This window comes from Tumebacillus amylolyticus (assembly GCF_016722965.1).
GTDB classification, from domain to species: domain Bacteria; phylum Bacillota; class Bacilli; order Tumebacillales; family Tumebacillaceae; genus Tumebacillus; species Tumebacillus amylolyticus.
Genome location: NZ_JAEQNB010000004.1, coordinates 241,959 through 266,090, shown reverse-complemented (window position 1 = coordinate 266,090; position 24,132 = coordinate 241,959). Strand labels below are relative to the sequence as shown.

At 51.3% G+C, this 24,132-nt stretch carries 25 protein-coding genes; 2 read left to right on the top strand and 23 right to left on the bottom strand.

The genetic code is table 11. The features are described from left to right. Positions 1 to 5 precede the first annotated feature (5 nt). From JJB07_RS14150 to JJB07_RS14135, 4 genes are all read right to left on the bottom strand, one after another. The gene (locus JJB07_RS14150; RefSeq protein WP_201636104.1) at positions 6 to 185 is read right to left on the bottom strand and encodes a hypothetical protein; all 180 of its coding nucleotides are present in this window, start codon (positions 183 to 185) and stop codon (positions 6 to 8) included. Between the two features lie 46 nt (positions 186 to 231). Continuing rightward, entirely contained in the window at positions 232 to 954 is a 723-nt protein-coding gene (locus tag JJB07_RS14145) for a polysaccharide deacetylase family protein (RefSeq protein ID WP_201636102.1), read from the bottom strand. A gap of 75 nt (positions 955 to 1,029) precedes the next feature. Further along, positions 1,030 to 2,424: a class II fumarate hydratase gene (gene fumC / locus JJB07_RS14140; protein ID WP_201636100.1), complete on the bottom strand. Its 1,395-nt coding sequence runs from the start codon at positions 2,422 to 2,424 to the stop codon at positions 1,030 to 1,032. 98 nt (positions 2,425 to 2,522) lie between these two features. Then, complete coding sequence (locus tag JJB07_RS14135) at positions 2,523 to 3,110, bottom strand: GNAT family N-acetyltransferase (RefSeq protein WP_201636098.1); 588 nt, start codon at positions 3,108 to 3,110, stop codon at positions 2,523 to 2,525. Between the two features lie 103 nt (positions 3,111 to 3,213). Between JJB07_RS14135 and JJB07_RS14130 the strand changes: the two genes are divergently transcribed. Further along, complete coding sequence (locus JJB07_RS14130) at positions 3,214 to 3,696, top strand: AraC family transcriptional regulator (protein WP_201636097.1); 483 nt, start codon at positions 3,214 to 3,216, stop codon at positions 3,694 to 3,696. On the opposite strand, the gene JJB07_RS14125 is transcribed toward JJB07_RS14130, so the two are convergent. From JJB07_RS14125 to JJB07_RS14070, 11 genes are all read right to left on the bottom strand, one after another. Then, positions 3,689 to 4,153, bottom strand: coding sequence for a hypothetical protein (locus tag JJB07_RS14125; RefSeq protein ID WP_201636095.1), 465 nt, complete (start codon positions 4,151 to 4,153; stop codon positions 3,689 to 3,691). The genes JJB07_RS14130 and JJB07_RS14125 overlap by 8 nt on opposite strands. Before the next feature lie 115 nt (positions 4,154 to 4,268). Further along, a complete protein-coding gene (locus JJB07_RS14120; protein WP_201636093.1) occupies positions 4,269 to 5,174 on the bottom strand; it encodes an AraC family transcriptional regulator in 906 nt (301 codons plus the stop codon). A gap of 123 nt (positions 5,175 to 5,297) precedes the next feature. Next, the gene (locus JJB07_RS14115; RefSeq protein WP_201636091.1) at positions 5,298 to 6,545 is read right to left on the bottom strand and encodes an esterase/lipase family protein; all 1,248 of its coding nucleotides are present in this window, start codon (positions 6,543 to 6,545) and stop codon (positions 5,298 to 5,300) included. A gap of 136 nt (positions 6,546 to 6,681) precedes the next feature. Continuing rightward, a complete protein-coding gene (locus JJB07_RS14110; RefSeq protein WP_201636089.1) occupies positions 6,682 to 7,368 on the bottom strand; it encodes an alpha/beta fold hydrolase in 687 nt (228 codons plus the stop codon). Between the two features lie 34 nt (positions 7,369 to 7,402). Next, positions 7,403 to 7,843 (bottom strand): GNAT family N-acetyltransferase, encoded by a 441-nt coding sequence (locus JJB07_RS14105; RefSeq protein ID WP_201636087.1) that lies wholly within the window; start codon positions 7,841 to 7,843, stop codon positions 7,403 to 7,405. A 497-nt stretch (positions 7,844 to 8,340) separates the two neighbouring features. After that, positions 8,341 to 8,469, bottom strand: coding sequence for an FDLD family class I lanthipeptide (locus JJB07_RS24515; RefSeq protein ID WP_201636085.1), 129 nt, complete (start codon positions 8,467 to 8,469; stop codon positions 8,341 to 8,343). Between the two features lie 77 nt (positions 8,470 to 8,546). Beyond that, a complete protein-coding gene (locus JJB07_RS14095; protein ID WP_236588115.1) occupies positions 8,547 to 8,654 on the bottom strand; it encodes an FDLD family class I lanthipeptide in 108 nt (35 codons plus the stop codon). Positions 8,655 to 8,884: 230 nt separating this feature from the next. Beyond that, positions 8,885 to 10,177 (bottom strand): helix-turn-helix domain-containing protein, encoded by a 1,293-nt coding sequence (locus JJB07_RS14090; RefSeq protein WP_201636081.1) that lies wholly within the window; start codon positions 10,175 to 10,177, stop codon positions 8,885 to 8,887. Positions 10,178 to 10,489: 312 nt separating this feature from the next. Next, complete coding sequence (locus JJB07_RS14085; RefSeq protein ID WP_201636079.1) at positions 10,490 to 11,671, bottom strand: tetratricopeptide repeat protein; 1,182 nt, start codon at positions 11,669 to 11,671, stop codon at positions 10,490 to 10,492. A 1,038-nt stretch (positions 11,672 to 12,709) separates the two neighbouring features. Continuing rightward, complete coding sequence (locus JJB07_RS14075; RefSeq protein ID WP_201636075.1) at positions 12,710 to 13,441, bottom strand: hypothetical protein; 732 nt, start codon at positions 13,439 to 13,441, stop codon at positions 12,710 to 12,712. Positions 13,442 to 14,350: 909 nt separating this feature from the next. Continuing rightward, positions 14,351 to 15,637 (bottom strand): MFS transporter, encoded by a 1,287-nt coding sequence (locus tag JJB07_RS14070; RefSeq protein ID WP_201636073.1) that lies wholly within the window; start codon positions 15,635 to 15,637, stop codon positions 14,351 to 14,353. Between the two features lie 144 nt (positions 15,638 to 15,781). Between JJB07_RS14070 and JJB07_RS14065 the strand changes: the two genes are divergently transcribed. Continuing rightward, on the top strand, positions 15,782 to 16,219 hold the full coding sequence (locus JJB07_RS14065) for a hypothetical protein (protein WP_201636071.1): 438 nt from the start codon (positions 15,782 to 15,784) through the stop codon (positions 16,217 to 16,219). Between the two features lie 55 nt (positions 16,220 to 16,274). Here JJB07_RS14065 and JJB07_RS14060 read toward each other — a convergent pair whose 3' ends face one another. From JJB07_RS14060 to JJB07_RS14025, 8 genes are all read right to left on the bottom strand, one after another. Further along, positions 16,275 to 17,432 carry a winged helix-turn-helix domain-containing protein gene (locus JJB07_RS14060; protein ID WP_201636069.1) on the bottom strand — a complete coding sequence of 386 codons (1,158 nt, stop codon included), beginning with the start codon at positions 17,430 to 17,432 and terminating at the stop codon, positions 16,275 to 16,277. 56 nt (positions 17,433 to 17,488) lie between these two features. Continuing rightward, positions 17,489 to 18,298 carry a metallophosphoesterase gene (locus tag JJB07_RS14055; protein WP_201636067.1) on the bottom strand — a complete coding sequence of 270 codons (810 nt, stop codon included), beginning with the start codon at positions 18,296 to 18,298 and terminating at the stop codon, positions 17,489 to 17,491. Beyond that, on the bottom strand, positions 18,295 to 19,155 hold the full coding sequence (locus JJB07_RS14050; protein WP_201636065.1) for an MBL fold metallo-hydrolase: 861 nt from the start codon (positions 19,153 to 19,155) through the stop codon (positions 18,295 to 18,297). Before JJB07_RS14050 ends, JJB07_RS14055 begins: the two co-directional genes overlap by 4 nt. 94 nt (positions 19,156 to 19,249) lie before the next feature. Then, a complete protein-coding gene (locus JJB07_RS14045; protein ID WP_201636063.1) occupies positions 19,250 to 19,531 on the bottom strand; it encodes a DUF2573 family protein in 282 nt (93 codons plus the stop codon). An 81-nt stretch (positions 19,532 to 19,612) separates the two neighbouring features. Beyond that, positions 19,613 to 20,899 carry a Glu/Leu/Phe/Val family dehydrogenase gene (locus JJB07_RS14040; protein WP_347338353.1) on the bottom strand — a complete coding sequence of 429 codons (1,287 nt, stop codon included), beginning with the start codon at positions 20,897 to 20,899 and terminating at the stop codon, positions 19,613 to 19,615. Between the two features lie 172 nt (positions 20,900 to 21,071). Then, complete coding sequence (locus JJB07_RS14035) at positions 21,072 to 22,559, bottom strand: DnaB-like helicase C-terminal domain-containing protein (protein ID WP_201636059.1); 1,488 nt, start codon at positions 22,557 to 22,559, stop codon at positions 21,072 to 21,074. Positions 22,560 to 22,627: 68 nt separating this feature from the next. Next, on the bottom strand, positions 22,628 to 22,807 hold the full coding sequence (locus tag JJB07_RS14030; protein WP_201636057.1) for a hypothetical protein: 180 nt from the start codon (positions 22,805 to 22,807) through the stop codon (positions 22,628 to 22,630). A 31-nt stretch (positions 22,808 to 22,838) separates the two neighbouring features. Next, positions 22,839 to 24,089, bottom strand: a complete 1,251-nt coding sequence (locus JJB07_RS14025) for a cation:proton antiporter (protein WP_201636055.1) — start codon at positions 24,087 to 24,089, stop codon at positions 22,839 to 22,841. Between the last annotated feature and the right edge of the window lie 43 nt (positions 24,090 to 24,132).

The window sequence follows — 24,132 nt, the reverse complement described above, 5'->3', positions numbered from 1 at the left end:
GCGGATTAATAGGTGAACGGGTTGTGATTGCTTTTCTCCCGTGCGTCGTCAATATAATCGAGGTTTCGACTGGCATCTCGCAGCGATTTTGATTTGGCGCTGCGGAATCCGTCGAAACTGTCCAACCAGCGCAAGACGAAAAAGGCGAGAACAACGCCTCCTCCAAGCAAGAAGTAAAACCACATGGGAACCACCTCCTTGCTTGTTTAGTACGTCGTTGACTGGAAAAAGTTACGGTTTTGTCGAAATATTCTGTAGTTCAGAAACGGTTTTGAATTCGTACCCCTGTGCTTTCAACGCCGAGATGATGCCCGGCACCGCTTTCCGCGATTCTTGGCGCGAGTCGTACATGGCGTGGAGGAGGATGATCGAGCCGGGTTGGACGTGCTGGACGGTGTAGTCCACGATCTTGTCGGCTCTCGATGCGATGTCGTCGAACGAATCGGGCTCGACGTCCCACATGATCGTCTTGCGCTCGTGTTGGCTGAGGTAGTACGGCAGGTACAGCAGTTTTTTCCCGTTGGGCGGGCGGAACAGGATCTCGCCCTGGACACCGGCGTCGCGAAGGAGCGCGTCGGTTTTTTCAATTTCCGTGGAGATGTAGGACGGGGATTTGAAGACCATGCGGTTGTGCGAGTACGTATGATTACCGACTTCGTGCCCCGCTTGGACGAGTTTCTTCGCTTCGTCAGGGTGCTTTTCGATCTCGTTGCCGATCAGGAAAAAAGTCGCTTTCACGCCTGCGTCGTCCAGCTCCTTGAGAAGTTCGTCCGTGTACTCCGTGGGACCGTCGTCGAACGTCAGGGCCACAACTTTTTGCGTGGTCTCGACACGCGGGACGATCTCCCCGAACACTTGGTACGTGCGCGAATTCATGAGTTTGTAGGTGGTAACGCAGTAGATCACCAGAAGCAGGACGGTGACGAGCGAGACGATGCCGATTTTTTTCTTCATAAAAAAACCTCCCTATGGATTCTATCTCACCATAGGGAGGGCTTGGGAATCAATGACGGGCGGCTGATAAATGAATCATTTATTTTCCAGCGGTCCGATCATGTGCGCAGGGTTGACGTATTGCGCAAACTGTTCCGCGGTGAGCAAGCCGGTTTTCAGAGCGGCTTCCTTGAGCGAGAGTCCTTCGGCGTGGGCGAGTTTGGCGATTTTGGCGGCGTTCTCGTAGCCGATGTGCGGATTGAGGGCGGTGACGAGCATGAGCGAATTGTGCAGGTTGTGGTCGATCTGCTCCCGATTGGGTTCGATACCGACCGCGCACTTGTCGTTGAATGCGGTCATCGCGTCTCCCAACAAAGAGACCGATTGCAGGAAGTTGTAGATGATCACAGGCTTGAACACGTTGAGTTCAAAATTGCCTTGGCTCGCTGCAAACCCGATCGCCGCGTCGTTGCCCATGACTTGTGTGACGACCATCGTCAGCGCTTCACTCTGCGTCGGATTGACTTTGCCCGGCATGATCGAACTTCCCGGTTCGTTGGCGGGGATCGTCAGTTCCCCGATCCCGCTGCGCGGACCGCTCGCCAGCCAGCGGACATCGTTGGCGATCTTCATGAGATCGGCGGCGAGGGCTTTGAGAGCGCCGTGTGTGTAGACGACTTGGTCGTGACTTGTGAGCGCATGAAACTTGTTGGTCGCAGAGGTGAAGGATTTGTTCAAGTACCGGGAAATCTCAGCGGCGACCGAATTCCCGAACTCCGGGTGCGCGTTGAGCCCGGTTCCGACCGCTGTGCCCCCGATGGCAAGTTCCTTCATGGTTTGGACGCTGGTTTGAATCATGGCTTCACATTTTTCCAGCATATGGTGCCATCCGCTGATCTCTTGCCCGAGCGTGAGCGGAGTGGCGTCTTGCAGGTGGGTGCGTCCGATCTTGATGATGTCGGCGAACTCGGTTGTTTTTTGGTGCAGGGTGTCTTTGAGTTTGCGCAGGGCGGGCAAGAGATGCTCTTCGACGGCGAGGACGCCTGCGACGTGGAGCGCGGTGGGAAACGTATCGTTGGAGCTTTGCGACATGTTGACATCGTCGTTGGGATGCAGACGGGTTGCGCTGCCTGCTTCCTCCAACAGTTGATTGCCGCGATGGGCAATCACTTCGTTGACGTTCATGTTCGATTGCGTGCCGCTGCCGGTCTGCCAGACGACGAGCGGGAAGTGCTCATCCCAGCGACCGTCGAGAATTTCGTCCGACGCGCGAACGATCGCGTCGGTTTTTTCCTGATCGAGCTTGCCGAGTTTGTGGTTGCTGAGAGCGGCGCTGCGTTTGAGAATGGCGAAGGCGCGGATCACTTCGATGGGCATCTGCTCCGTGCCGATCGGGAAGTTTTCCTTGCTCCGTTGCGTTTGTGCGCCCCAGAGCTTGTCGGCCGGGACTTGTATTTCACCGAGGGTGTCTTTTTCGATTCTGTAGTTCATAGCGGGAGTCCTCCTGACTTTTCGTAAACAGGTTCAGGATTGCCTAAATGAGAGAGGGCTAAAACGGTTCGCGAAGCCCACTCAAACCGACTTGGTTGCTAGAATTCGTGTCCGCGCACTTTCGCGTAGACTTTCGTATCGGTGAGGAGTTGCCCGTACACGTCGTACTCCTCACCGCGCATGATCCCTTCCAGCGTATAACCCAATCGCTCCGGGACTTTTGCGCTGCGCTCATTGCGGGCATCGCAACGGATCAAGATTCGGTTGGCCTGCAACTCGCGGATTGCGTACTGTTCAAGACCGCTGACGAGTTCCGTGACCAAGCCTTGGTTCGCATACTTGGTTCGCACCCAATAGCCGATTTCAAACACCCGCGAGTCCCAGTTGATGCGATGTAGTCCGGAAGAGACGGCCAACTCGCCCGTTTCCTTATGAAACCCCATCAGACGTAAATCGGAACGTTGCAAAAACTTGACGTGCGCCTCCCGAATGACTTGCTCGACGTCCTCTTCCGTCTGGTTGTTATGGGCGAAGTGCATCCACGGTTTCAGTTCGTCCATGCTCTCCATCATGGCTTTGTAGGTCTCTTGTCCATCCCCCGGCAACGGCAATCGAACCAGCAGTCTGTCGGTTTCGAAACGGTCGGGGAAATCCAGCAAAATCGGAGGTTTTTTTGGGGTCGTCATACGCATTCGCTCCTCAAGAAATGTATCGTTATTTTTATTGTAACTCTTTCGCTTACTTGTTACCATGAAGACAATCACTATTACTTCTCAAGGAGAATCGAACATGAACATCACAATCAAAGAACTACCCGATTTTGAAGTCGCATTTGTCAGACATGTCGGGAGCTATGCGGAAACCGGCGGTGCGTGGGACCAACTCTCGCAATGGGCTGTGAAAAATGGATTGTTCCCGCCGCAGCAATCGTTTATCGGCATCTCGCTGGATGACCCCGCAACGGTGGAAGCTCATGCCTGCCGCTATGATGCGTGCGTGACTGTGCCGCCGGGGTTTGATCGCGAGTCTCATCCCGAAGTGAAGTTTCAAACGCTAGACGGCGGCCTGTACGCCCTCTGCCAATTTTACGACACCGCCGATCAGTTGGGAGGCGTTTTTCAAATGATGTTCGGGCAATGGCTGCCGGCAAGCGAGTATGTGGCAGATGCCCGACCCTGCCTCGAATTCTGCATGAACAACCCGGCGGACGACCCGGAGGGAAAAGTCAAAGTCGACCTGTACATCCCCGTTCAGAAAAAAGCCCTTACATAATCCTGTACAAAATCCCATGCTCATTCGCCCACTCGCACAACATGCGATGCGCAACGTCCCGCTGAGGTTTTTTGACATGGTACCACTTCCAGATCCGAAACGTGTGGGTTCGGATGGTGAGCAGACCGTTTTTGAGCTTGATTTCGCGGATTTCATCCGGTCGGTAGAAATGCAGCGGCGAATTGCCGATCTGGATGTACTCCTCCCCGATCGCCACGTCGTGCTGACGATCAAACAAGAGCCCGATCAACAGCAAGATCGCAATCGATACGAAGATCGACACATAACTCGGCACGCGATCCGCATGAGTCAGCCACAGGATCAGCCGGTTGATGTCGTCCTGATAGAAATTATGAAAAAACTCCACAACCACCAAAAACATCACGGCGAGCAACGGCGCACAAGTAAATGAATTCTCCGCAGACAGTTCTGTGGATTTCGCTCGATTTCCGAACATGAGAGTCTCCTTTTTTCCAACGTTCTATTTTCCCTATATACGGAAAACTCGGCAAAAAGTTTCAGGAGATAGAAAAAAACCACCGTGGCTCTACGGTGGTTTTTTTGCACCCTCCCTACGCTTGAGGGTTCAACGCTTCCTTTTTCTGAATCGGGATGTAGATGTCCATCTGTTTGTCGGTTTCCGACATACAACGCTCGTCATACCACTCGAATTCCCCTGTGCCCGCCTGTTCGTAGCCGGAGGTCGGGAACCATTCTTGGAACGCCCGCGCCCAGGTGTTTTGAATGGAGGAGCTGAACTCGCGATCAGACGCTTTCGGGGTGGTGAAGACTGCATACGTCGCTTCCGGCACAGTCACGCAAATCATGCCGTCCGGCACATTTTCAGACGTATCGGTCTCAAACCCGATGACATACGTAAACTGCCCGGTCTCCGGCTGGAAGTTCGTGCAAATTCCCAACTCCACTTCAGGGCGCAACTTGTTCGGGACGTTGGCGCCGAGTTCTTCCGTGATATAACGGTTCCAAAAAGCAGGAATGTCCGTGTGGTTTTGCCCTTCGTTGATGTTGGTTTCCAGTCCATAGCCAATCAGTTTAAAAGCAGGTTTCGTCACGATGTTCGGGGTCATTAGAATTCCTCCTTCGGGTAGACGGGAAAGCGGAGCCAGCGTCGCGACAGGTTGCAGAGCCAGCGAGATTCTGCGTTTGCGACACTCGACGGGCGTCATCTGAAACTCCCGTTTGAACGCGCGGGCAAACGTCTCATGCGATTGAAACCCGTGTTCCAACGCAATGTCGATCACCCGCCGGTTCGAGTTCAGCAACGCGACGGCCGCTTTGGAGAGCCGACGCTTGCGCAGATAATCGGCTGCCGTATCCCCCACGGTCAACACAAACAACCGATGGAAATGAAACACGGAAAAACACGCCACATTCGCCAACTCATTCATCGTAATCGGTCGATCCAAGTTCATTTCGATGTAGTCCAAGGTGACTTGGATTCGCTCTCTGTACTCCATGTAGTACCTCCCGTACGTTCTAGATGTATCGTATCAAGATCGCCAAGTATTTCCTTGACGTTTTTTGCGAACTGATCGTTATGAAAAAAAGACTTCCCCGTGGAAGTCCTTTTTTCCTTTCTGCTATTGCGGCAAAGAGCCGAGTTGCGTGGCGAGGTTGCGGTACCAGTCCCGCATGTCGTAGATCCCGACTCCGACCGCTTGCAGATGATCGTACGGCAGGGTTCCCATCGAGTTCCACTTTCCGATTTGCGGGGTGCCGTTGTACGTGACGATGGAATCGGTGGAGCCGAGTTTGGGACCGTTCATGGAGATCGTGTTGACGACACCGTCGTTTTTCCACCATGAAGAGCCGGTGACGACGTGGCCGGTTTGGTTGCGCGTGTAGGAACCCAGGAAGAACGAGAGCGGTTGCAGCGGCAAGTTCATGTCGGCCCACGGGTCTTGGTGCCCGGTGAGCAGGTTGTAGAACGTGTCGTCGGTCGACCACGAGAAGTAGTAGACGTCAGGTTGCGCTTTGACCCACGAGTTGAGTTCCTTGGCACCGTCTGGGGAGAGGTCCCACTGCGCGGTGTCGTGCGTGGACGTCCAGATCGGGGAGTTGTAGACGCGATCTGAATAGGAAGAGAACGATTCACCCGGTTGGCGTTTCAGGCCGAACTGGTCGAGTTTGAAATCGTACACCGGCTCGCCGATCAGCCCGCCGATCGAGGAGGCGGTGCCGATGATTTGCTGTGCGTGGGGCACGATGCCCTCTACCCCGTTAGTCAGCGTCGTGCCGTCATGCGGGGTTGCGATGGAGGTTGCGCTGAGGACCCAGGATTTTTTCTTGCCGTTGAACAGCGGCGAGAGTTGGTCGGAAGGTGTGGAAGCGATTTCATCGGGGGAGCCGTTTTCCAAGAGTTGAATGAGAGTGCGGATGGTTTGCCCGCCCATGCTGTGCCCGACGAGGTTTACTTTGTTGATCTTGCCCGTGGTGGGGTTTACGTCTCCCCATTGCGGGAACATGCCCGGATAGGTGCGGCCGTAGCGGGACACGCCGTATTTTTTGGCATGCGCGGCTCCGTAGTCGACGGTGCCGCCCTTGATCTCGGCGTAAAGTTCGCACGCTCGCTCCCAGTTGCTGGAGACCGGGCCGACAGCTGCGGTGTAGGTGGTGTAGTTGTAGTTTTTCAGGTCTTCTTGGATGTCGGTGAATCCGCCCCAGTATTTGTAGCCGAGCATTTCGTCACGACCCCAGCCGGAGAAGCCGTGAACGAGGACGATGGGTGCGTAGTTTTGGCGGGTGGTGGCTGCGGAGGCTGGGTTTGTGAGGAGAAAACTGGTGGAGAGGATGGATAAGGTGAGCAGCAAGGATGCTGTTTTTTTCATGCATGAGACCTCCATTTGGTGTAAGTAGGTGTCTCAATAATATAATTTTCAGACTTTTATGTAAAGAATTACTTTGTTAATATCATCCCAATAGCTGACCTGAAAAAAGGAGTAGCAGTAGCCACTCCTCACAACATCAGACGTTCAAAAAGGGTCTCACAGCAGCCAAAAATGCCGGTAGATTGCTGAGATGTACATGATGCCCGGCACCCTCGATCGTCACCACTTCGCATTGAGCAATTCGTTCCGAAACTTCCAATAACTTGTGCTGAGGAAAGTTACTTGTTGACCCTCCACCTATGACAAGGGTTGGTGCGGTGATGTCAGACAAACGTTCCCACCATTCTGAATTTGGTTCTTCCTGCAGAATCGACGTCAACACCCGCCAGTCAAACGGGATGGGTACGGTTGGCTCTTCGGGAATGGCTCTACGATTTTCCGGAAATGGAGGCGCAACATCCTCCACAACCAAACGCTCTACCCGTGACGGCCAAGCTTCTGCGAAGAGATAGGAAACCACACCACCCATAGAGTGACCCACGAGAGTAAACGTTTCCAAACCCATGTGATTCACAAATTGAAGCAAATCATCACGCATCCGTTCATATGTATACGTCCCCGGCCTTGCACTTCCGCCATGTCCCCGCTGGTCCAGCGCCAACACACGGTATTTTGCACCCAAACAAGCAGCGGCTTCATCCCAAGATTCTGCGCTCTCTCCCAATGCATGGAGCGCAACCAGCGGTGGCGCAGACACTTCCCCCGTCTCCCGATATTGAAACAGAAGTCCATTCAGTTCGATCTGCTTTACAGTTGTTTCCATGACTCATCATCTCCACATCATCCTGTCGTCTGGTTTACAGTGGCAAACTCATACTCAACGCCCTCACAGAAAACCCCATTTTTTCGTAGAGTTGAATCGCATGGTTTTCTGCAAAAACATTCAGACGAATTTCGAGGTATCCCTCACGTTTGAGGTTCTCAATGGCACTTTTCAGTAACTGCCTTGAGATTCCTTTCCCCCTGAATTCTTGTATTACATACAATTCATATATATACCCAATCACATCATCAGTCATTTGATCCTTACTGGACCCAACCAGTACCCACCCCGTTAAACTGTTTGATTCCGTTGTTGCTACTAAATAATAACAACCCTTCTCTAAAAGCGGTTCCACAAGTTGCATGGCTTTTTCATCTGACGGTTGAAATCTACCCATTGTCCCTTCAAACAGAGATTGCGGTGAAAGCTTCATTATTTCTTCAAGTTCTGTCCTGTTTGGTTTTCTGATTTCCATGGTAGCAGCCCGTGCCTTTCACAGATGTTGTTTTACGTTTCAAACTACTATCAAAGTATATCACACTGAAATCATCCTCAATGAATCACACCATCTCAAAATGAGTGCAAAAAAGCCGTCAAAGGATGGCGGCATTGATCGGGTTTATTTAGTATTAGTAGCACTGCCCGTGGGCGCATGTGTCAGGTTTGCCATGTAAGAAAGGGAGTGCTTCGTGTGTTAAAAGGTACCGTTGAGCTTGAGGGGAAAAGAGTACGCCTATCAAAGGATTGGAGCACAATTTGAAGGAACCTTGCGTCAAGAGTCGATCAATCATGATGGCTACCTTCGAAACACGAACGTATACAGCATTCTAGACCGAGAATGGGAAAGCGTAAAAGCCAGATTGCTTGGTTATCTTGGCCAAGAATGATTCGCACACAAAGACAATCACCTGTTCGATTCCGAACAGGTGATTGTCTTTGCAAATGACGAACGCAGAATTACCAGCAGGCATCCTACATATCTGCAGGTCGGCAAGAGGAGAGCGAGAAGCACAGCTCTCCCGTCCAAAGGGGAACCACACCTGCACTAGCTGCGCTTTCGGTTGAGTTTACTTGAACATCGAGGTCAAAGATGTTTTCCATTCGTATTCACCTCCTATAGGTTCATACACAAACAAAACATCACCAGTTCTGTACAAACCGGTGATGACTCCTTCAAACTACTTTCCGTCTTGATAGCAGCCGACCATCGTGCAAACACACGACAACGTGTACGCTTGACCATCATGCGACAAAGATTGTTGTACTTGAACGTCGAGATCAAACATTTGACTCAATGAAAACACCTCCTTCAGATTCAGAACCCCAAGGATGTATGTCTCAGCTGTTATGGGACCTTTTTAAATACACTCTTTCCAGACTATTATAGCTTAGGTTGAAAAGTAATTTCAAGATAAGTATGAAAATTATAATATATTTTTAAAATCATTCAAAATCCTGATGGAAGCACATCCTCATCGGGCAAACTCGCTGACGTTCTTCGGTACCACAACTTGGCTCACAGCACGATTCCCCTGTTCTCTCTGGCTTGTCGATTGAATGACCACATTTCGTGCATCACTCGCAATGCGCTATGGCAGTCGTTGGTAGACTCATACAAATGGGAGAGCTCTTGCATCGTTTCTTCGAACTCCGTCTGACACTCAGTGAGTTTGAAGCACTCAGCCGCTTGTTTCATATATTTAATCGCGACCACGTGCTGACTTCTTGCCTGCGCAATCCCCGCTTGCACCCTGGCTCCCCATGCTTGATACGAATGAACAGTCGGCAGAAGTGTACGACCCGTCTGACAGGCACCCTCTGCCAGATCAAGATTCCCACCGGCATAGTAGAGTTTCGCGAGTTCAATCACCGCGATTCCCATTTCCTCCTCACGACGTACCTGTCTGTACTCCTCCACGATCCGCTCTAGGTCGATTATCGCTTTGTCTCGATCTCCCATCTCCCCTTGGAGAACTGCAAGGCGAACTTCAATCGCCAACTTCTCACCTTGGCTGTTCAACGTTTCAAAGCACCATTGAGCCCGTTGGGAATACTCGGCGGCTTGCTGGAAATCGTCGGCGTTGTGTGCGGTCTGAGCCAATTTGATATAGAGATTGCCCAGCCCTTGGATATCTTCACGTTCTGTTAGGATCGGCAACGCCAATTGGTAGGTGACAAACGCTTTTTTCATCTGCCCTACCTGCTTTTGAACCTCGCCCAATGTCAGCAGTAGGGAGCATTGCAAATTCACATCTTTCACCCCGGTCGATTCTAGCTTTGAAAGAGCAAGAGCGATGTAATGCTCCGCGAGTTGAAGTCGTTTCCGTTTCAATTCGATTTGACCCAGTTGATACAGAACTCGAACCGCAAGGATCGCACTCCCACTGTTTGAGTTTGCGTGCTCCAACAATTGCTGGAAGGTCTCCTCTGCCTCTCGAAAATGGTGTAGCTCCAACTGACATTTCGCATAGTCGTATCGGAGCTCAAACGGGTCGAACTTCCCATTGTTGGCTCTCATGACTTTTTCCAACAATGGCAGAGCACTTGAATACTCACCGGCAGAGAGCAGCCCTTTCACAAGCCGGTACTCGCTGGTCACGGCCATGTTTAGTTGAGAGTTGCCGATGAGTTCGTCCGGCGAGACCTCTAATTTCTGTGCGATCTTCTCCAAGACATGCCAAGAAGGTCTCGCTTTGTCAGATTCCATTTGCGAACACATGGAAGGTGTGATGATGCCTTCTGCGAGTTGCATTTGAGTCAGGCCTTTTTTCATTCGCAGTTGGCGAAGACGTTGACCGAATGTTTCCATCTAAACTTCTCTCCTTTATTGATTACTGAGATATTATCATGGTATCACCTTTATTTAACGAATCGTTTGTTATCCACTTCGCAAATGGTAGTAGGTTACGATGACGGATTTTTTCAGATAATTTACTTAGCCAAAAGAAAAACACCCCCAGTGGAGGTGTGTTTGCATGAGGCCTATTATAGATTTTTCATACTAATTGAATCTGGAAAGATCGGAACTGTTTCAGCCACTTTTTCCTTACTCGAAAATACCGAACTGCTTACACATACTGCAAATGCAACAAGTAATCCAAAGAGAACTGCCCTTTTCACCCTACAACTCCCCCTCATCAAGAACGTCAGCGAAGTCAACACACAACCCCTCTGTAATCTTAGAATAATGTAAAAAGTTTGCCCCGTCATTAAGCGTCTTGAAATGTTCTAGCAAGCATTTGCTGGCCAGGTAACGGATCCGTAGGCTATTTGTCGTATCATTGAGTATTGTTTCTGCATAGCTCGGGTCCCCACATGCCTTTGACATGAGAATCATCAATTTTCCTATCATATCCTTCCAATCTAAGTCTTTCGCTTTAACAAGAGAAAGTTGTATCTGCGCAAGTGCCTGCTCCTTCAATTCAAGTTTTAGCAATGTCTTACCTAATTCTTTGTGTGCAATTAGTTGGGTTCTCGTATCATTTTCCAATCCTTCAATCGCACGAACAAGTAATTCACTCGCTTCTTTGTATTCCGATAGTACGTAATGAAAGTGCGCGAGATTCAATTGCGTTCTTGCGACAGTGACATGATTTCCGCTTTGCTCTGCGTACTGATACGATTTTATTGCATACTCCTTAGCAGTAAAAAAATTCCCATTCGTTTCTTCTATTTTTGCCTTTTGGTAACTGATTGCTGAAAGCCTACTTGGTATTGCTTCAAAAAATGGCATGATCTCATCCAACAGTTTTGAAGCTGTTACATAATCTTGGATTGCAGTAAATGATGCAATGAGATGGTATACGTTGCTGTATAGTGCATCTGTTTCGCCATAGTGTTCTTGCATTTTTAGTGCAAGTTGGTGTGAGTCCTTGAAGACTTTATTCGAGTCAGTAAATTGGTAAGCATTTCGAAATGCGATCCCTAGCCGAGTTAGAGCATAGTGAATTTCCGAAATACCCTGGGCAGCTTCCATTAATCTCAGGGCACGTTGAATGGATTCAGCAGAGTTCTTGCATTCCTTCAAATCCCCAGATAAGTGAGCCACTTCTTCCTTTATGTCCTCTTGTAAGATTCGTTCCACTGACATTTTTAGGTCAATTGCAATTTTATCGAACTCGAAGGTATAGATTTCTCGTTTCCCTTTCAGCATGAACCGCAACGTCTCAACATGAATGCCTAACCGGCCTGCCATTGCAACGTTGGAGTAATACCCACCCTTCTCCCTCTTGATTTCCTCGATCCGCCTACCCAAAGGTATCTTGTCCACAGCTGTATGTGATGGAGCTAAAAGCGTACTCATATCGATCCCCCCAGAACGGCAACCCTATATTTCAATGTATAAGTCAAAAGTAACTCTTGATCAGTAATCAATTATACTGAAATCCCTATATAATGTACATATTCTTCTGAAATATTTTGAAACATGGTGATCTTAGTATTTCCACTAGTTTTATGGATGCCTCGGTATTGTTTCAATATTTGATGCAGTTTTAGGAAGATCGTAATTAGGGAATAGCTCATAACAAATAAAGCATCAGGTGTGACAAAGCCAATTATGAGTGCTTTGCTAAAACTTAATTGTGCTAATACTTGCCATGAAAAAAGAGCAGGTCACAAATGACCTACTCCATTTCTTTAGACACAATAAGTTTTTCTGCCCCCAACTTTTCTTCTATTAATAACACATCTTTTAAATAGTGACAAATTTTCATTTCTCTTAATCCTCAGTGTTCATCACTGTGAGGAATTAAGTTGTACGGAGTGCACATGCGTAGCTTGCCTCTTCCCTCGAATCAAAATCCGCTCCCAACGTCCTCACCGACACCCCGTCCGGCAGCGGCGACACGATCAGCACCAAGCTGAACAACGAATTCATAATCCAATTGGGGGCGATGTGAGTGCATGAACACTAGGTTTTTGAGGTATGAATTCAGTCACTTTTCGGAGGTGTTCATTACCGTGATTCGGCAATGTTCATTATCCTAAAAAGGGGTATCTAAGATGACGAAATTTCGAATGATGACGGAAACACATACTCATCGCAACCTCGACATTGACGAGACGATTCAGTTGTTTTTGACTTCTAAACGCTCAGAGAAAAAATCCGAGCAAACGTTAGTTTCCTATAAGGGTGGCCTCGAACGCTTCAAGCGGTGGTTCCGAGAGAACGATCATTCAGAATTCAGTCGGTCGTGCATTGAGTCCTATGTAAACTACCTCACATATGAACGAAAGAAGTGGATCGACCATCCCAACATTCCTGCAAGAAACGCAGCCGGACTTTCCTCCCGAACCGTAAACAACGCAGTTCGTATCCTAACAGCGCTACTATATCATTTTAATTCTCTTCTGGTACTAAAAGTTCTACTATCTCATTCGGAATTTTTGAACTAACTTCATCAGGTAAAAGCCCTTTTGTACCCTCTACAATACCTCGGATAGTACCGGGGTTTCTGTTTGCCCAATTCAAAGCTCTAGCTAAGAACGAACTCATCCAATTCTTTCTGGAGAGAATTTGGATTTGTTCTTTTAAAGAACTCATATCAGAGTGGATTTTGTCTAATTCACTTTCTATATTTAAGTTAGGATCTACGGTGTTTTCAATTTTTTGATGCAACTCTTTCTCCAACTTTTCCAATCTTTCTATTAGATTTTCAGCCTCTTGTTTCGTAAAATATTTATCCGGTACCTCCTCAAATACCTCCTCCCATTTTCTAATTTTATCCTCATGCTCAAAAACTTTTCTTTCTAAGGGCATTAACTTCATTTCTTCCTCAAGTCTAATCAACCAATTGGATAATTGGTACTTAGCATCCGACAACTCCTTTATTGCAATACTTTGAGTCTTTATGATAATCCCCGGGCTAACTTGCGCAATTGCACTTGCCTTATTTGAGAAATCAATACTTACAACCATATTAAAATACAAACTATTATCATACTTGTAGTGAATATTCACGCAAATTTGGCCATCTTTCACTTGTTGATCAATCACAAAATCCTCTTCGATAAAAAATTTGTTGTTCTTAACCGGTGAAATAATATCTTGGATGACTGTCAGTCTAAGCATATCAACACTCCTATTTCAATTGATAACAGATATTCCATATAATACACAACAAAGACGAATTGTCAATTTTTATCCATTACCAGTGCGTCGCGTACAGGAAATTCGCAGGAGGTATTTTCTGTATCAAAAGATCCGGAATTATGCCAGTTAAGGCATCGGATGGCTGAAAAAATCCCCTCCGTCGTTCATTCTCAATCATGGGTACATAACTATACTTTGTGTGGTTTCTTATGTTTATCTACAGTTGAACGAGTGAGCAACGCTAAAAGCCCACCAAATGATGAGATTTATTTTCATAAGAAAACCGTATCCATATGGACACGGCATCACTACGACTAGGTCTCATTGTTCTTATTGATGAAAAGAATCAAGCTTAACAGATTTCAAAGAAGCTTCTGCTTCTTTCCTCCCCCCCAAACCAAACCCTCTCAATCACCAACTCCAAAACCCCCATCACCACCAAAAACCCGCCAATCCCCTGAAACGTAACCCCTGCCCCGAGCGACCTGACCAAAAAACCACCGCTCAACGGCGACACTATCATCACCACACTAAACATCGAATTCATAATCCAATTGGGGACGATGTGAGTGCATGAACACTAGGTTTTTGAGGTATGAATTCAGTCACTTTTCGGAGGTGTTCATTACCGTGATTCGGCAATGTTCAGGTGTGCTCAATACGGGAGCGGAGCAAAGTCAATTATGCGTACTTTGATAAAAATTGATTATTCATACCAAGTTTTTCATCAAAAGGCAACGCCGATCATAACAAAAAGAGCGGGTCGCAAATGACCCACTCCATTTGTTCATTATCAAGTTTACTATTCCGTTATCTATATCCGTATGTTATTATAAGCACACCAATCGAATAGTGACAGAGTTCATTATCCTCATTTCTCAGTGTTCATTACTGTGAAGAATCAAGTTGGACGGATTTTCTAGACGTAACTCCCTGCTTCCCCCGAAACCAAACCTTCTCCACCACAAACCCCAACACCCCTATCACAACCAAAACCATCCCAATCCCCTTAAACGTCACACCCGCTCCCAGCGTCCTCACCAACACCCCGCCCGTCAACGGCGACACGATCAGCACTACGCTGAACAACGAATTCATAATCCCCGAAACTCTCCCCACAGCCTCTTGCGGGGTCTCCTTCTGCAACACATAATTCGTGCCCGTCATCGTCAACCCGTTTCCAATCCCGCCAACCAGCGCAATTACGATAATCAACCACCACGGCATCCCCGGCTGAATCAACCCTACCCCGCCGAACAGCACACCCAACAGCAGAATACCGCCGCCGAACAACCACCCGTACTTCTTGATCTCCTTCATCCGTCCAAGCACCGCGATGCAAATCACCGACCCGATCCCAATCGCAGCCACTGCATATCCGAACAAGTCCGTCCGCGTTGCATCATACTCCCGAAACAACACGGGGAACTGGAAATCCCCCAACTGCAACGCCGTCGATGCCATCAACCCAAACACCAACCAGGTCAACACCACTCGATTGCCTGCGAGTACCTTCCATCCGTCTTTCCACGATTCCCAGAAGGACGGCTTCTCCTCCGGCACTTTCACACTGGCCAACTCCCCCTGCTCAGCAGTTACCACCGCACTCGCACTTTTTTCCTCCACTCTCCCCACCGTCAGCAAAACCAACGCCGACAGCCCGAACGAGATCGCATTTACCAACAAGCAAGCCTGCGGAGAAAACGCCGCAACCAACGTCGCGCCGATGATTGGCCCGAGAACCTTGCCGATCTGGTTCACCATGCCGTTCAGCGACGTCGCCCGCAGCAACTCTTCCTCCGCGACGATGTGACGAGTCAGCGCATTCTGTGCCGGAAAATGGAACGTACCCGCACAGGAACGCACGGTCAGCAAGGCGAGCAACACCGTGACATTCGGCGCAAACATCAACGCCACGGTCAAGCCGGCACTCACCACATCAGACGCAATCAACAGCTTCAATTTCGGCAGACGATCTGCCAGCACACCCGCGACTTGCCCGAACAACAGACCCGGCACGGCAAACGTCAACGGAACGAGCGCCATGATCATCGGATCGGCGTTCCATACATACCCGATCAACACCGAAATCGCCATCATGTCGAACCAATCTCCAAGCGTCGAGAGCGCATACGCGATGAACAACCGCTGGAACGGTTTGTTTTTTCGTAACATGAAAAATTCCCCCTGTTCTGCTTCTATACACACAGCATACAAGGGGAATGTCAGAGGAATTTCGTTGGTTTGTCAGAGGAATGTCAGAGAGGTGTGGGAACAATATTCGTAGCTTACTGATAAGGAAGGAAGCCGTGAGCACAGATGAATGCATATGAACAGCTCTATCAAGAGTATGTACGTGAGCTGCGAGCAGCCGTGGCGCATGAAGAAGCTTTTTTGAAAGGAATCCGTGAACGGAACCGTGAGAATTTCACAACCGAAGAGGAATTGGAGATCTGGGTACGCCGAAACTTCGACCCGATCTCTTGCTCCGGACGCGTCGTCGCGATCTTCCGCAAATACTGGCTCGCGTGCGACAAGCTCAACCTCGAAAATGATGAGAAATACAGCGAAGAGGAAGACGTTGAGGAAGTAGACGAGGAGAGCGAAGACGACGACGAAGAAATCGACTGGGAGTACGTCAACCCCAAAGACTTCACCGTCGACTGGCTCTCCGGCGAACATGACGACCTATACGAACTGATCGACTCCATGCCCTACTACCCGATCGGCATCGACGAAGACGGCAACTATTGCTAACAAACAAGCCCTTCCATCTATGGAAGGGCTTCTTTTTTCATATCATCTTCCCAAATCAAGAGAGAATCTTCCTCAACGTCTCCCTGATCTTCCCTGCAACTTCCTCCAACCGATACTGCTTACAAGCATCCTTCCACAACGCCCGATACTCCCGATACAACTCCGGCTCATCCAGATGCTTCTCAAAGAAAAACACCGCCTTGCGCAAGAACAACAAATACTGCGGCACAAACTTCGATTGCCGCAAGATATCAAATCCCTCATCCAACGTCGCTTTCCCCACCGCTTTGCGCCCGTTGTGAATCTCCCACACACCGCGGGCCAAACGATAATACCCGCTCTCTCGCAGATATGGCGCTTCCTGAATCATCGCCTCGACCCGATCCAACTGCGCCTCCAACCGCTCATACTGCCCCGTCAGAAAAAACGCCGCTGACTCGGCGAGCAGCGTTGGCATGAGAAAGCCCCGCTCCCACCCCTGTTCCTCAATCGTCGGGTACGAAACCTTCTCAAAACGCTCCAACGCCTGCTCCACCTGCCCCGCCATCATCATCGGAAACAGCATGTCGAGGATGTACAACTCCTGCCGGTGCTTCTCCGGCAACAACCCGGAAGCAAACGCCCGCTCGATGAAGTCCACCGCTTCCTGTGGATTCTCCCCGGCCAAAACATACGTGATCAGCAACAAATACAGCCGGTTCTCAATCGGGACGTTCGTCGCTTCCGCCAACCACATCAAGTCACCCGAAATGAAGCGTACGTAGATCTCATAAAAAGGGTCCAGCTCAATCCCCAACACTTTCTGCTGTTGGTAGAGCATCTGAATCGCATCTCCCTGCCCGAAGAGATGGTACTTGTGGAGCATCTTGGCTGCGAATTCCTTCAGTTCGGCATCCTGATGCGACGGCATCACCGTCATGGGCCGCACGTCCTTGACCGTCAAACGATACCCGATACTGCGCACCGTATCGAGGCTGACAACGTCCGCCCAAGGCTTCATTTTTTTCCGAAGACGGTACACGTGATCGTCCACCGTGCGATCGATCGGCGTCTCAAGCGGCCAGACGCGGTCCAGCAGTTCCTCGCGGGTGAACGCATGACCGCGGTTTTGATACAAAAAATCCAGCAACGCATACTCCTTCGGGAGCAGCGCGAGAGTCAACCCTTTATAAGAAACGGACAAGAAGTCCGGCTGAAATTGCAAATGAGACACAAAAAACACCTCTCCCTTGGGTTAGGTACAGTATACCAGAGGAGGGGTATTTTCGGTTACAGTTTGATCACGCAACTCGCCGACCGGATCTCTTTTTCAATCTGCTGCGATTGCCACTCGCTCGTATATCCGAGCGGGTGGCAATGCACCAACTTGTCTCCACGGCGCTTGGTGCCGAATCGATAATGCACATGCCCGAAGATCACATGTTCCACATGCGGCATATCGTCCAGCAAATCGCCGATCCGCGAGCTGCCCATGAACGGACGAATCATGTTCCACACCTTGTTGCGCGGCGAGATCGGCACATAGTCGTCATACGGAATGAAGTGATTGACAAAAACGACCCTGCGGTCTCGGTGCGCTTCCAACTGCGTCCGAAACGAGTCCAGCATCCGATCGGTCACTTCCTCGTCCTCCATGCCCCAGCGGGCAAACGCAGCGTCCCGCCAATAGCTCTCTTTGCGAGAGACGCACTCCTCCCGCGACCAAGAGTCTTCCCGATAGGTGTAGTCATACCAGCCCATGTCGCCGATCACCGCCCAGTCCGTGCCGAGCAACAGCGGTTTTCCAATCAACGACGAGTGGTGATCGCGGAGTTTTTCATACTCGTGCCATGAATCGGTTCGCTTGTCCGTCCAGATCGAGTGGTTGCCGGGGATGTAGGACAGCGCCACACCGGAGTTCTGTTCCAACTCCTCGATGTAGCGAATGCACCGATCTGCTCCGCCCGCCATGTCGCCCGCGACGAGTACTCTGTCGGGTGCCACTTCGCGGATGTAGGAAGATACGGCGGGGACGATGCTCTTCCCCAGCCGCTGGTGGTTGTTGTCACAGTGCAAGTCGGAGAGAATCAAGAGCTTCATGCGCGAGCCCCCATCCGTTGCACCAATTGGTTCATGCGCACACGCATCTCGTCCGCCGGGAGCTTCTTGCGGTCGCCATGCCCCGGCAACACCCACTGAAACGTCTCGCCCGCCAGTCTCGCCATCGACCGACCTTGCACTTCCCACGAATACCAACAGAAATCTTCAAACGCATCGAGGTCCTGCCGCTCCCGATCCCACGCGAGATGGTCGCCGGTGAACAGGTATTTTTCCTGATAGAGCAACACGAGATGCCCGCGCGTATGCCCCGGTTGCACGAGAATTCGAAACTCCGGCGCAAACTCCACCGTGTCCAGGCCCTGAATCACATGCTCCGCGTCCGGTTGCGCGCTCAACTCCCACTCGTGGATGATCCGCTCCGCCCCGAATTTCTCCGCATAACGCGCCGCATCGGCCACATCGTCTTGGTGCGAGAGGAAGATATACCGAATGCCGCCCAACTGCTCAAACTTCTCAACCAACTGCGGGACGTACCGCGGCGCGTCCACCAACCAATTGCCGTCCGGGTGCAAGATCAAGTACGAACTCGCCCCGTAGGAATTTCGCGCCGTGAACCCGTTGAAATACACATTCTCCTCTACCAACAGAGGAAAGTCCTCCATCGCCGCTTGCAGCCCTTCTTGGTTCTCACTGCCAATCGCCCCCGTCGGGCACGTCAGCAAGGCGTGCATCGCCAACCGCCGCTCCTCGTCCCCACGCGGCTGCTTCGTCACCGCAGACATCCCCCGGACATCGGAGAAATTCGCCGGCGCGATCTGTCGGCATTGGTCACAGTCAATGCAATTCGAGTTTACAAAAAAATCGCCCGGTACATTCGTGTCCAGTCGCTTCGTCATCTCTCTCAGCTCCCTCGTCTCACTATGAAAAAATGCTCCCGCCAACCTTACGTTTGCGAGAGCCTTCGATGTCCAGTCCTAGTATGTAGGTCAATCAGTCTTGTGTTGGTGTTGGTGTCGGTGCCGTCGTCTGGCGCTTTTCTTTCCACGCCGCATTCAGAGCCTGTACTTGCTTGATCGCTTCAGAGACCGCCTGCCCGTTCTCCGGTTCTGCCGTGCGCCAATGTTGCACGAGCGGCGGCATCACGGATCGGACATGCATGTAGATCGCCCACTGCACGACAGCTTCCACATTCTCCTGCGACGCTTCGCCCGTCATCATCTCGGTGAACGTGTTCACCAACGTCTCGATGTTCTTCGGTACTGTGTATGTCATGAAACTCCAAAACCTCCTTCATGTAAAAAAGGGCGAGACTCGTTGCGGAGTCCCACCCTTTTAGTATACCAAAAACGGCTCTTACACCCAACCGCGCAATTGGCTTGCTTCCGCCATGTTGCGAACGCCGGCCATGTACGCCGCCAGACGCATGTCGATCTTGCGCGCACGAGCGGTTTCGTAGACGGTGTGGAACGATCTCGACATGATCTTCTGCAGACGTTCGTCGACTTCGTTCTCGTTCCAGTAGTAGCCTTGGTTGTTCTGCACCCACTCGAAGTAGGAGACGATAACGCCGCCTGCATTCGCCACCACGTCCGGAACGAGCAAGATGCCGCGCTCCGAGAGGATCTTGGTCGCTTCGATGGTCGTCGGGCCGTTTGCCGCTTCGACGACGATCTGCGCCTTGATGTTGTGGGCGTTGCGTGCCGTAATCTGGTTCTCAATCGCAGCCGGTACGAGGATGTCGCAATCCAGTTCCAGCAGCTCTTGGTTGGAGATTACGTTTTTGTACAGTTTGGTCACCGTGCCAAACGAATCGCGACGGTCGAGCAAGTACTCGATGTCGAGGCCGTTTTCATCATGCAGACCGCCGTACGCGTCGGAGATCCCGACGACTTTCGCACCCGCGTCGTGCATGAATTTCGCGAGGTAACCGCCCGCGTTGCCGAAGCCTTGGACGACGACACGCGCGTTTTGCAGATCGATGCCTTTGACTTTCGCCGCTTCTTGGATCGCGATCGCCACGCCGCGTGCAGTCGCAGAATCACGGCCATAGGAGCCGCCGAGCACCAGCGGTTTGCCGGTGATGAAGCCCGGTGCGTCGAATTCGCGGATGCGGGAGTATTCGTCCATCATCCAAGCCATCGACTGCGAGTTGGTGAACACGTCCGGAGCCGGGATGTCCTTGGTCGGCCCGACGATCTGCGAGATCGCACGGACGTACCCGCGGCACAGGCGCTCCAGTTCACGGAACGACATCTCGCGCGGGTCGCAGATGATGCCACCCTTGCCCCCGCCGTACGGCAGGTTTGCGATGCCGCACTTCAGCGACATCCAGATCGCGAGAGCTTTTACTTCATCTTCGGTCACTTCCGGGTGGAAGCGAATGCCACCCTTGGTCGGGCCCACTGCGTCATTGTGTTGAGCACGGTAGCCCGTGAACACTTTGACGGAGCCGTCGTCCATGCGGACCGGGATACGAACGGTCAGGACACGGAGCGGTTCCTTGAGCAATTCAAACATTTCTTGGCCATAGCCAAGTTTGTTTAACGCTTCGCCAATGACCAGCTGGGTGCTGGTCAGAACGTTCAGATTCTCAGCAGGTTCGTTTGATGTAACATTCGAGGTTGCGTTATGGGTACTCACTTCGACTCGACCACCTTTGAACATTTGAAAGGTATTCTAACCTCAACCAATATACACCTTCCATACTCGCATGGAAAGTTCATGAATACAGGTTCAGACGCAATGAAACACGGTAAGAGTCCAAATTCCTCGATCAAGCCCAATCAGCTAACTAACTCGTCCATATGCCGCCTTATTCTACGGTAGAGCGAAAAATCGCCGCATCTTGACCCAATGCGACACGAATCGATCCACGGTCGCCGTTGCGATTCTGCACAACTTGCAACTCATGCGTGTCGTCCACCGCATCATACGCCGACAGATGCATCCATACATCCACGGTCGCTTCCAACGCCTGCGCCAACAACTCGCCGTCCCGGTCCTCGCGGTCCGCATTGGCCGCCACAATCACCGGGCAATTCAAGTCGCGGGCGAGCATGTGCAACTCATAGGCGACCATCGAAGCCCGCTCCTGCGACGGCAACATCTCCTGCTTGCTGTGCGGGATGCGTTGCAAGTAGTCGAGAAACACGACAGGCTCTCGTCCGTTGGTTTGTGCAATCCTTTGCACAAAATCGGCGATGTCCTCGACGCTGTTGTCCACCGAAGCTTCGAGCGTCCAGATGTGATCGGCGAATTCGTTATAATGCTCATTCGCCTGCTTCACCATCTCCGGGTTGGCGTTGCCCAGTAAAATATCACGCCACGAGACGTTCAAGAGCCGCCCGATCGAGTTCGCCCAGAGTTCAAACGACGAATTCTGCCACGAGAAGTAAGCGACCGGACAATCGAGAAACGCCGCATGGTCGGCCATCTGACGCAAGAGCGTCGTCTTGCCCGAGCCAATCGGCCCGCTCAACACGTAAAGTCCGGGTCGAAACCCACCCAGCAACAGATCGTCAAGCTCCGCGACCCCCGACGGAATGCCGGTCGTCTGCCCGCGCTGACGCTTTAAAAATTCCTCGTTGTACGTGGTCAGATAGTGCTCATCCGGCGGCATGCCGGACTCTTGCTTGGTCTGAATCGCCCGATTGATCAGCGAAACGAACACTTCCTTGGCATTCTCCGCCCGCACGTACAAATCGTTAATGTCTTTGATTCCCTCCGGCAGCGTCACGATGAACACTTCCTCCGCCACCGCTTCCAACAAGTTAAAGACACGCTCGGCTTCCCGGCGGCCCTCCTCGTCGTTGCCGAAACAGATGAACACGCGCTTGTCTGCAAACAGTTGGGCTTGGTCTTTGTGAAACGAATAGCAATCCGGCACCGCGACAGCCGGAATCGGCACTTGGTGCAGCGACAAGACATCGAACATCCCGCCCGCAATCACAATTTCCGAGTTGTCCGCGAGCACAGGCTCATTGAACAACACCATGGAATCGCCAAGCAATGCCTTGTATTTGGGCTCGCGGTCATCGATGGTTCGCCCGATCAGATCGCGGATGCGCCCCTCCATGTCGCGAATCGGAAACACGATCCGGCCCGGCAGGAGCCCGCTGTTCTCTGCAACGGAAAACCCGATGATGATGTCCTCATAACCAAGCGAGAAGTTCGCGATCGTCTTCTCCGAGATGTCCCGACTTTCCAGATACAGCAAAGCCTCCGTATCGAGTTGCTTCTGGTACTTGCTCACGAGTTCTTCCAAATCGTCAGTTCCAATCGCAGGTTGAAACATCGTCATGGCGGACATCCCTCCCTTGCCCCCATTCTAACAGAAGCAGGGTGGGTTGTCGCCAGAAAATTCACACGTTAAACTTGTTCCCCTTCGTCGTCAAAATCGTCAGGGTTGTCCACCACGACCAAGGTTTCTTCGTACCCTTTTGCCGCTTCGGGGATGTTCTCCAGCGCATCGGCATCGTCCGGATTGTCGAACGCGATCATGTCTTTTTCGCCGCCGTCTTTGTGCGTTACACCGTTAAAAGGTTTCATCTCGATCCCTCCCTGTCTTCCGTGGATAGCTCTAGTGTTTCCCACGGTCGCCAGAGAAATCCAATGCCACACCCAGTTTGCGTGCCACAATTCCCGTCGTCCCCGCTTGCAAGACGATGGTGATCAGAATCGCCATGAACGTCACCGAAGCAATCGCGCGGTAGTGCGGGATGTCCATACCGGCAATCAGTGCGACCAACGCCGCCGGGATGACGCCCGTTTCGCGCACCCAGCACATGAACAGCAGTTCTTTGAGCGTCCATTTCGCCATCCGATCCGGCCCCGCGCAGAGAAAGACGGTCAAGGGTCGGGCGATGAACATAAACACGAAGACGATTAGCAGCCCTTGCCACCAGAAATCGGCCAGCGACGAGAAGTCCACTTGCGACCCGAGCAAGATGAAGATCATCATCCGCAAAATCAAGGTGATGCCTTCAAAAAAGTGCCCGACGCCCTCGAGCCGTTCTTCATCTGTCGGCCAGCCGAGCTTTTGGTGATTGCCAAGCATTAGACCTGCGGTGAACGTCGCCATGAAGCCGCTGACTCCCATCAAGTCCCCGACGAGATACGCTCCAAGCGCCACGACGATGACCACAATCGAAGCATAGTCACGCAAAAAGCCTCCGCGTCGTCTCGAAATCATCACGGTCGCCAACCAGCCGAACACGAGTCCGATGATCAGACCGCCGGCGGCCATTTTTACAAATTCCCACAGAGCGCTTCCGACGGCAAATTGGCCGCCCGTCACAACGCCCAAAGCGGTGAACGTGACAATCGAACCCGTCGCGTCGTTGAAAGCAGACTCCGACTCGACCGTTTGTTTGACTTTTTCATCAATCGGCACCTGACGGAACACCGGAATCAACGTCGCCGGGTCGGTCGAAGCGATGATCGCCGCCAGCAAGAACGCAATCGAAAGCGGCAAATCCAGCAGATAATACGCCGCACCGGCCGTCACGACGGCTGTGATCAACACACCGGGAATGGAAAGCATCGAGAGCGTGAACCAAACTTTTTTCAAAACGCCGAACTGGATGGCTCGTCCTCCGTCGAACAAGATCAGCGCCGCTCCGACGATGATGATCAACTGGTCGGCCAGCGACTGCGGAGACAATTCCACCCAATGCAAGATCGGCCCGACCAAAACCCCAATCAACAAATACAACGCAACGTCCGGGATGCGCAACACGCGTGCCAATCGTCCGCCAAACATCCCGACGACCAGCACGATCAAAACCAAACCGATGTAGCGGTGCACCATCTCCATCGTTGTCGATTCCATCTCTCTCCCACCTTCTGCACAATCTATGACATAGAAAAAAAGC

Excerpts from the sequence above, each read along its gene's own strand:
- JJB07_RS14090 (WP_201636081.1), bottom strand. The coding sequence starts at position 10,177 with ATGGAAACATTCGGTCAACGTCTTCGCCAACTGCGAATGAAAAAAGGC.
- JJB07_RS14055 (WP_201636067.1), bottom strand. The coding sequence starts at position 18,298 with ATGAAGCTCTTGATTCTCTCCGACTTGCACTGTGACAACAACCACCAG.
- JJB07_RS14035 (WP_201636059.1), bottom strand. The coding sequence starts at position 22,559 with ATGACGATGTTTCAACCTGCGATTGGAACTGACGATTTGGAAGAACTC.
- JJB07_RS14095 (WP_236588115.1), bottom strand. The coding sequence starts at position 8,654 with ATGTTTGATCTCGACGTTCAAGTACAACAATCTTTGTCGCATGATGGT.
- JJB07_RS14070 (WP_201636073.1), bottom strand. The coding sequence starts at position 15,637 with ATGTTACGAAAAAACAAACCGTTCCAGCGGTTGTTCATCGCGTATGCG.
- JJB07_RS14110 (WP_201636089.1), bottom strand. The coding sequence starts at position 7,368 with ATGGAAACAACTGTAAAGCAGATCGAACTGAATGGACTTCTGTTTCAA.
- JJB07_RS14025 (WP_201636055.1), bottom strand. The coding sequence starts at position 24,089 with ATGGAATCGACAACGATGGAGATGGTGCACCGCTACATCGGTTTGGTT.
- JJB07_RS14075 (WP_201636075.1), bottom strand. The coding sequence starts at position 13,441 with ATGCTTAGACTGACAGTCATCCAAGATATTATTTCACCGGTTAAGAAC.
- JJB07_RS14135 (WP_201636098.1), bottom strand. The coding sequence starts at position 3,110 with ATGACGACCCCAAAAAAACCTCCGATTTTGCTGGATTTCCCCGACCGT.
- fumC (WP_201636100.1), bottom strand. The coding sequence starts at position 2,424 with ATGAACTACAGAATCGAAAAAGACACCCTCGGTGAAATACAAGTCCCG.
- JJB07_RS14105 (WP_201636087.1), bottom strand. The coding sequence starts at position 7,843 with ATGGAAATCAGAAAACCAAACAGGACAGAACTTGAAGAAATAATGAAG.
- JJB07_RS14130 (WP_201636097.1), top strand. The coding sequence starts at position 3,214 with ATGAACATCACAATCAAAGAACTACCCGATTTTGAAGTCGCATTTGTC.
- JJB07_RS14115 (WP_201636091.1), bottom strand. The coding sequence starts at position 6,545 with ATGAAAAAAACAGCATCCTTGCTGCTCACCTTATCCATCCTCTCCACC.
- JJB07_RS14045 (WP_201636063.1), bottom strand. The coding sequence starts at position 19,531 with ATGACATACACAGTACCGAAGAACATCGAGACGTTGGTGAACACGTTC.
- JJB07_RS14145 (WP_201636102.1), bottom strand. The coding sequence starts at position 954 with ATGAAGAAAAAAATCGGCATCGTCTCGCTCGTCACCGTCCTGCTTCTG.
- JJB07_RS14125 (WP_201636095.1), bottom strand. The coding sequence starts at position 4,153 with ATGTTCGGAAATCGAGCGAAATCCACAGAACTGTCTGCGGAGAATTCA.
- JJB07_RS24515 (WP_201636085.1), bottom strand. The coding sequence starts at position 8,469 with ATGGAAAACATCTTTGACCTCGATGTTCAAGTAAACTCAACCGAAAGC.
- JJB07_RS14085 (WP_201636079.1), bottom strand. The coding sequence starts at position 11,671 with ATGAGTACGCTTTTAGCTCCATCACATACAGCTGTGGACAAGATACCT.
- JJB07_RS14050 (WP_201636065.1), bottom strand. The coding sequence starts at position 19,155 with ATGACGAAGCGACTGGACACGAATGTACCGGGCGATTTTTTTGTAAAC.
- JJB07_RS14065 (WP_201636071.1), top strand. The coding sequence starts at position 15,782 with ATGAATGCATATGAACAGCTCTATCAAGAGTATGTACGTGAGCTGCGA.
- JJB07_RS14030 (WP_201636057.1), bottom strand. The coding sequence starts at position 22,807 with ATGAAACCTTTTAACGGTGTAACGCACAAAGACGGCGGCGAAAAAGAC.
- JJB07_RS14120 (WP_201636093.1), bottom strand. The coding sequence starts at position 5,174 with ATGGAGTACAGAGAGCGAATCCAAGTCACCTTGGACTACATCGAAATG.
- JJB07_RS14150 (WP_201636104.1), bottom strand. The coding sequence starts at position 185 with ATGTGGTTTTACTTCTTGCTTGGAGGAGGCGTTGTTCTCGCCTTTTTC.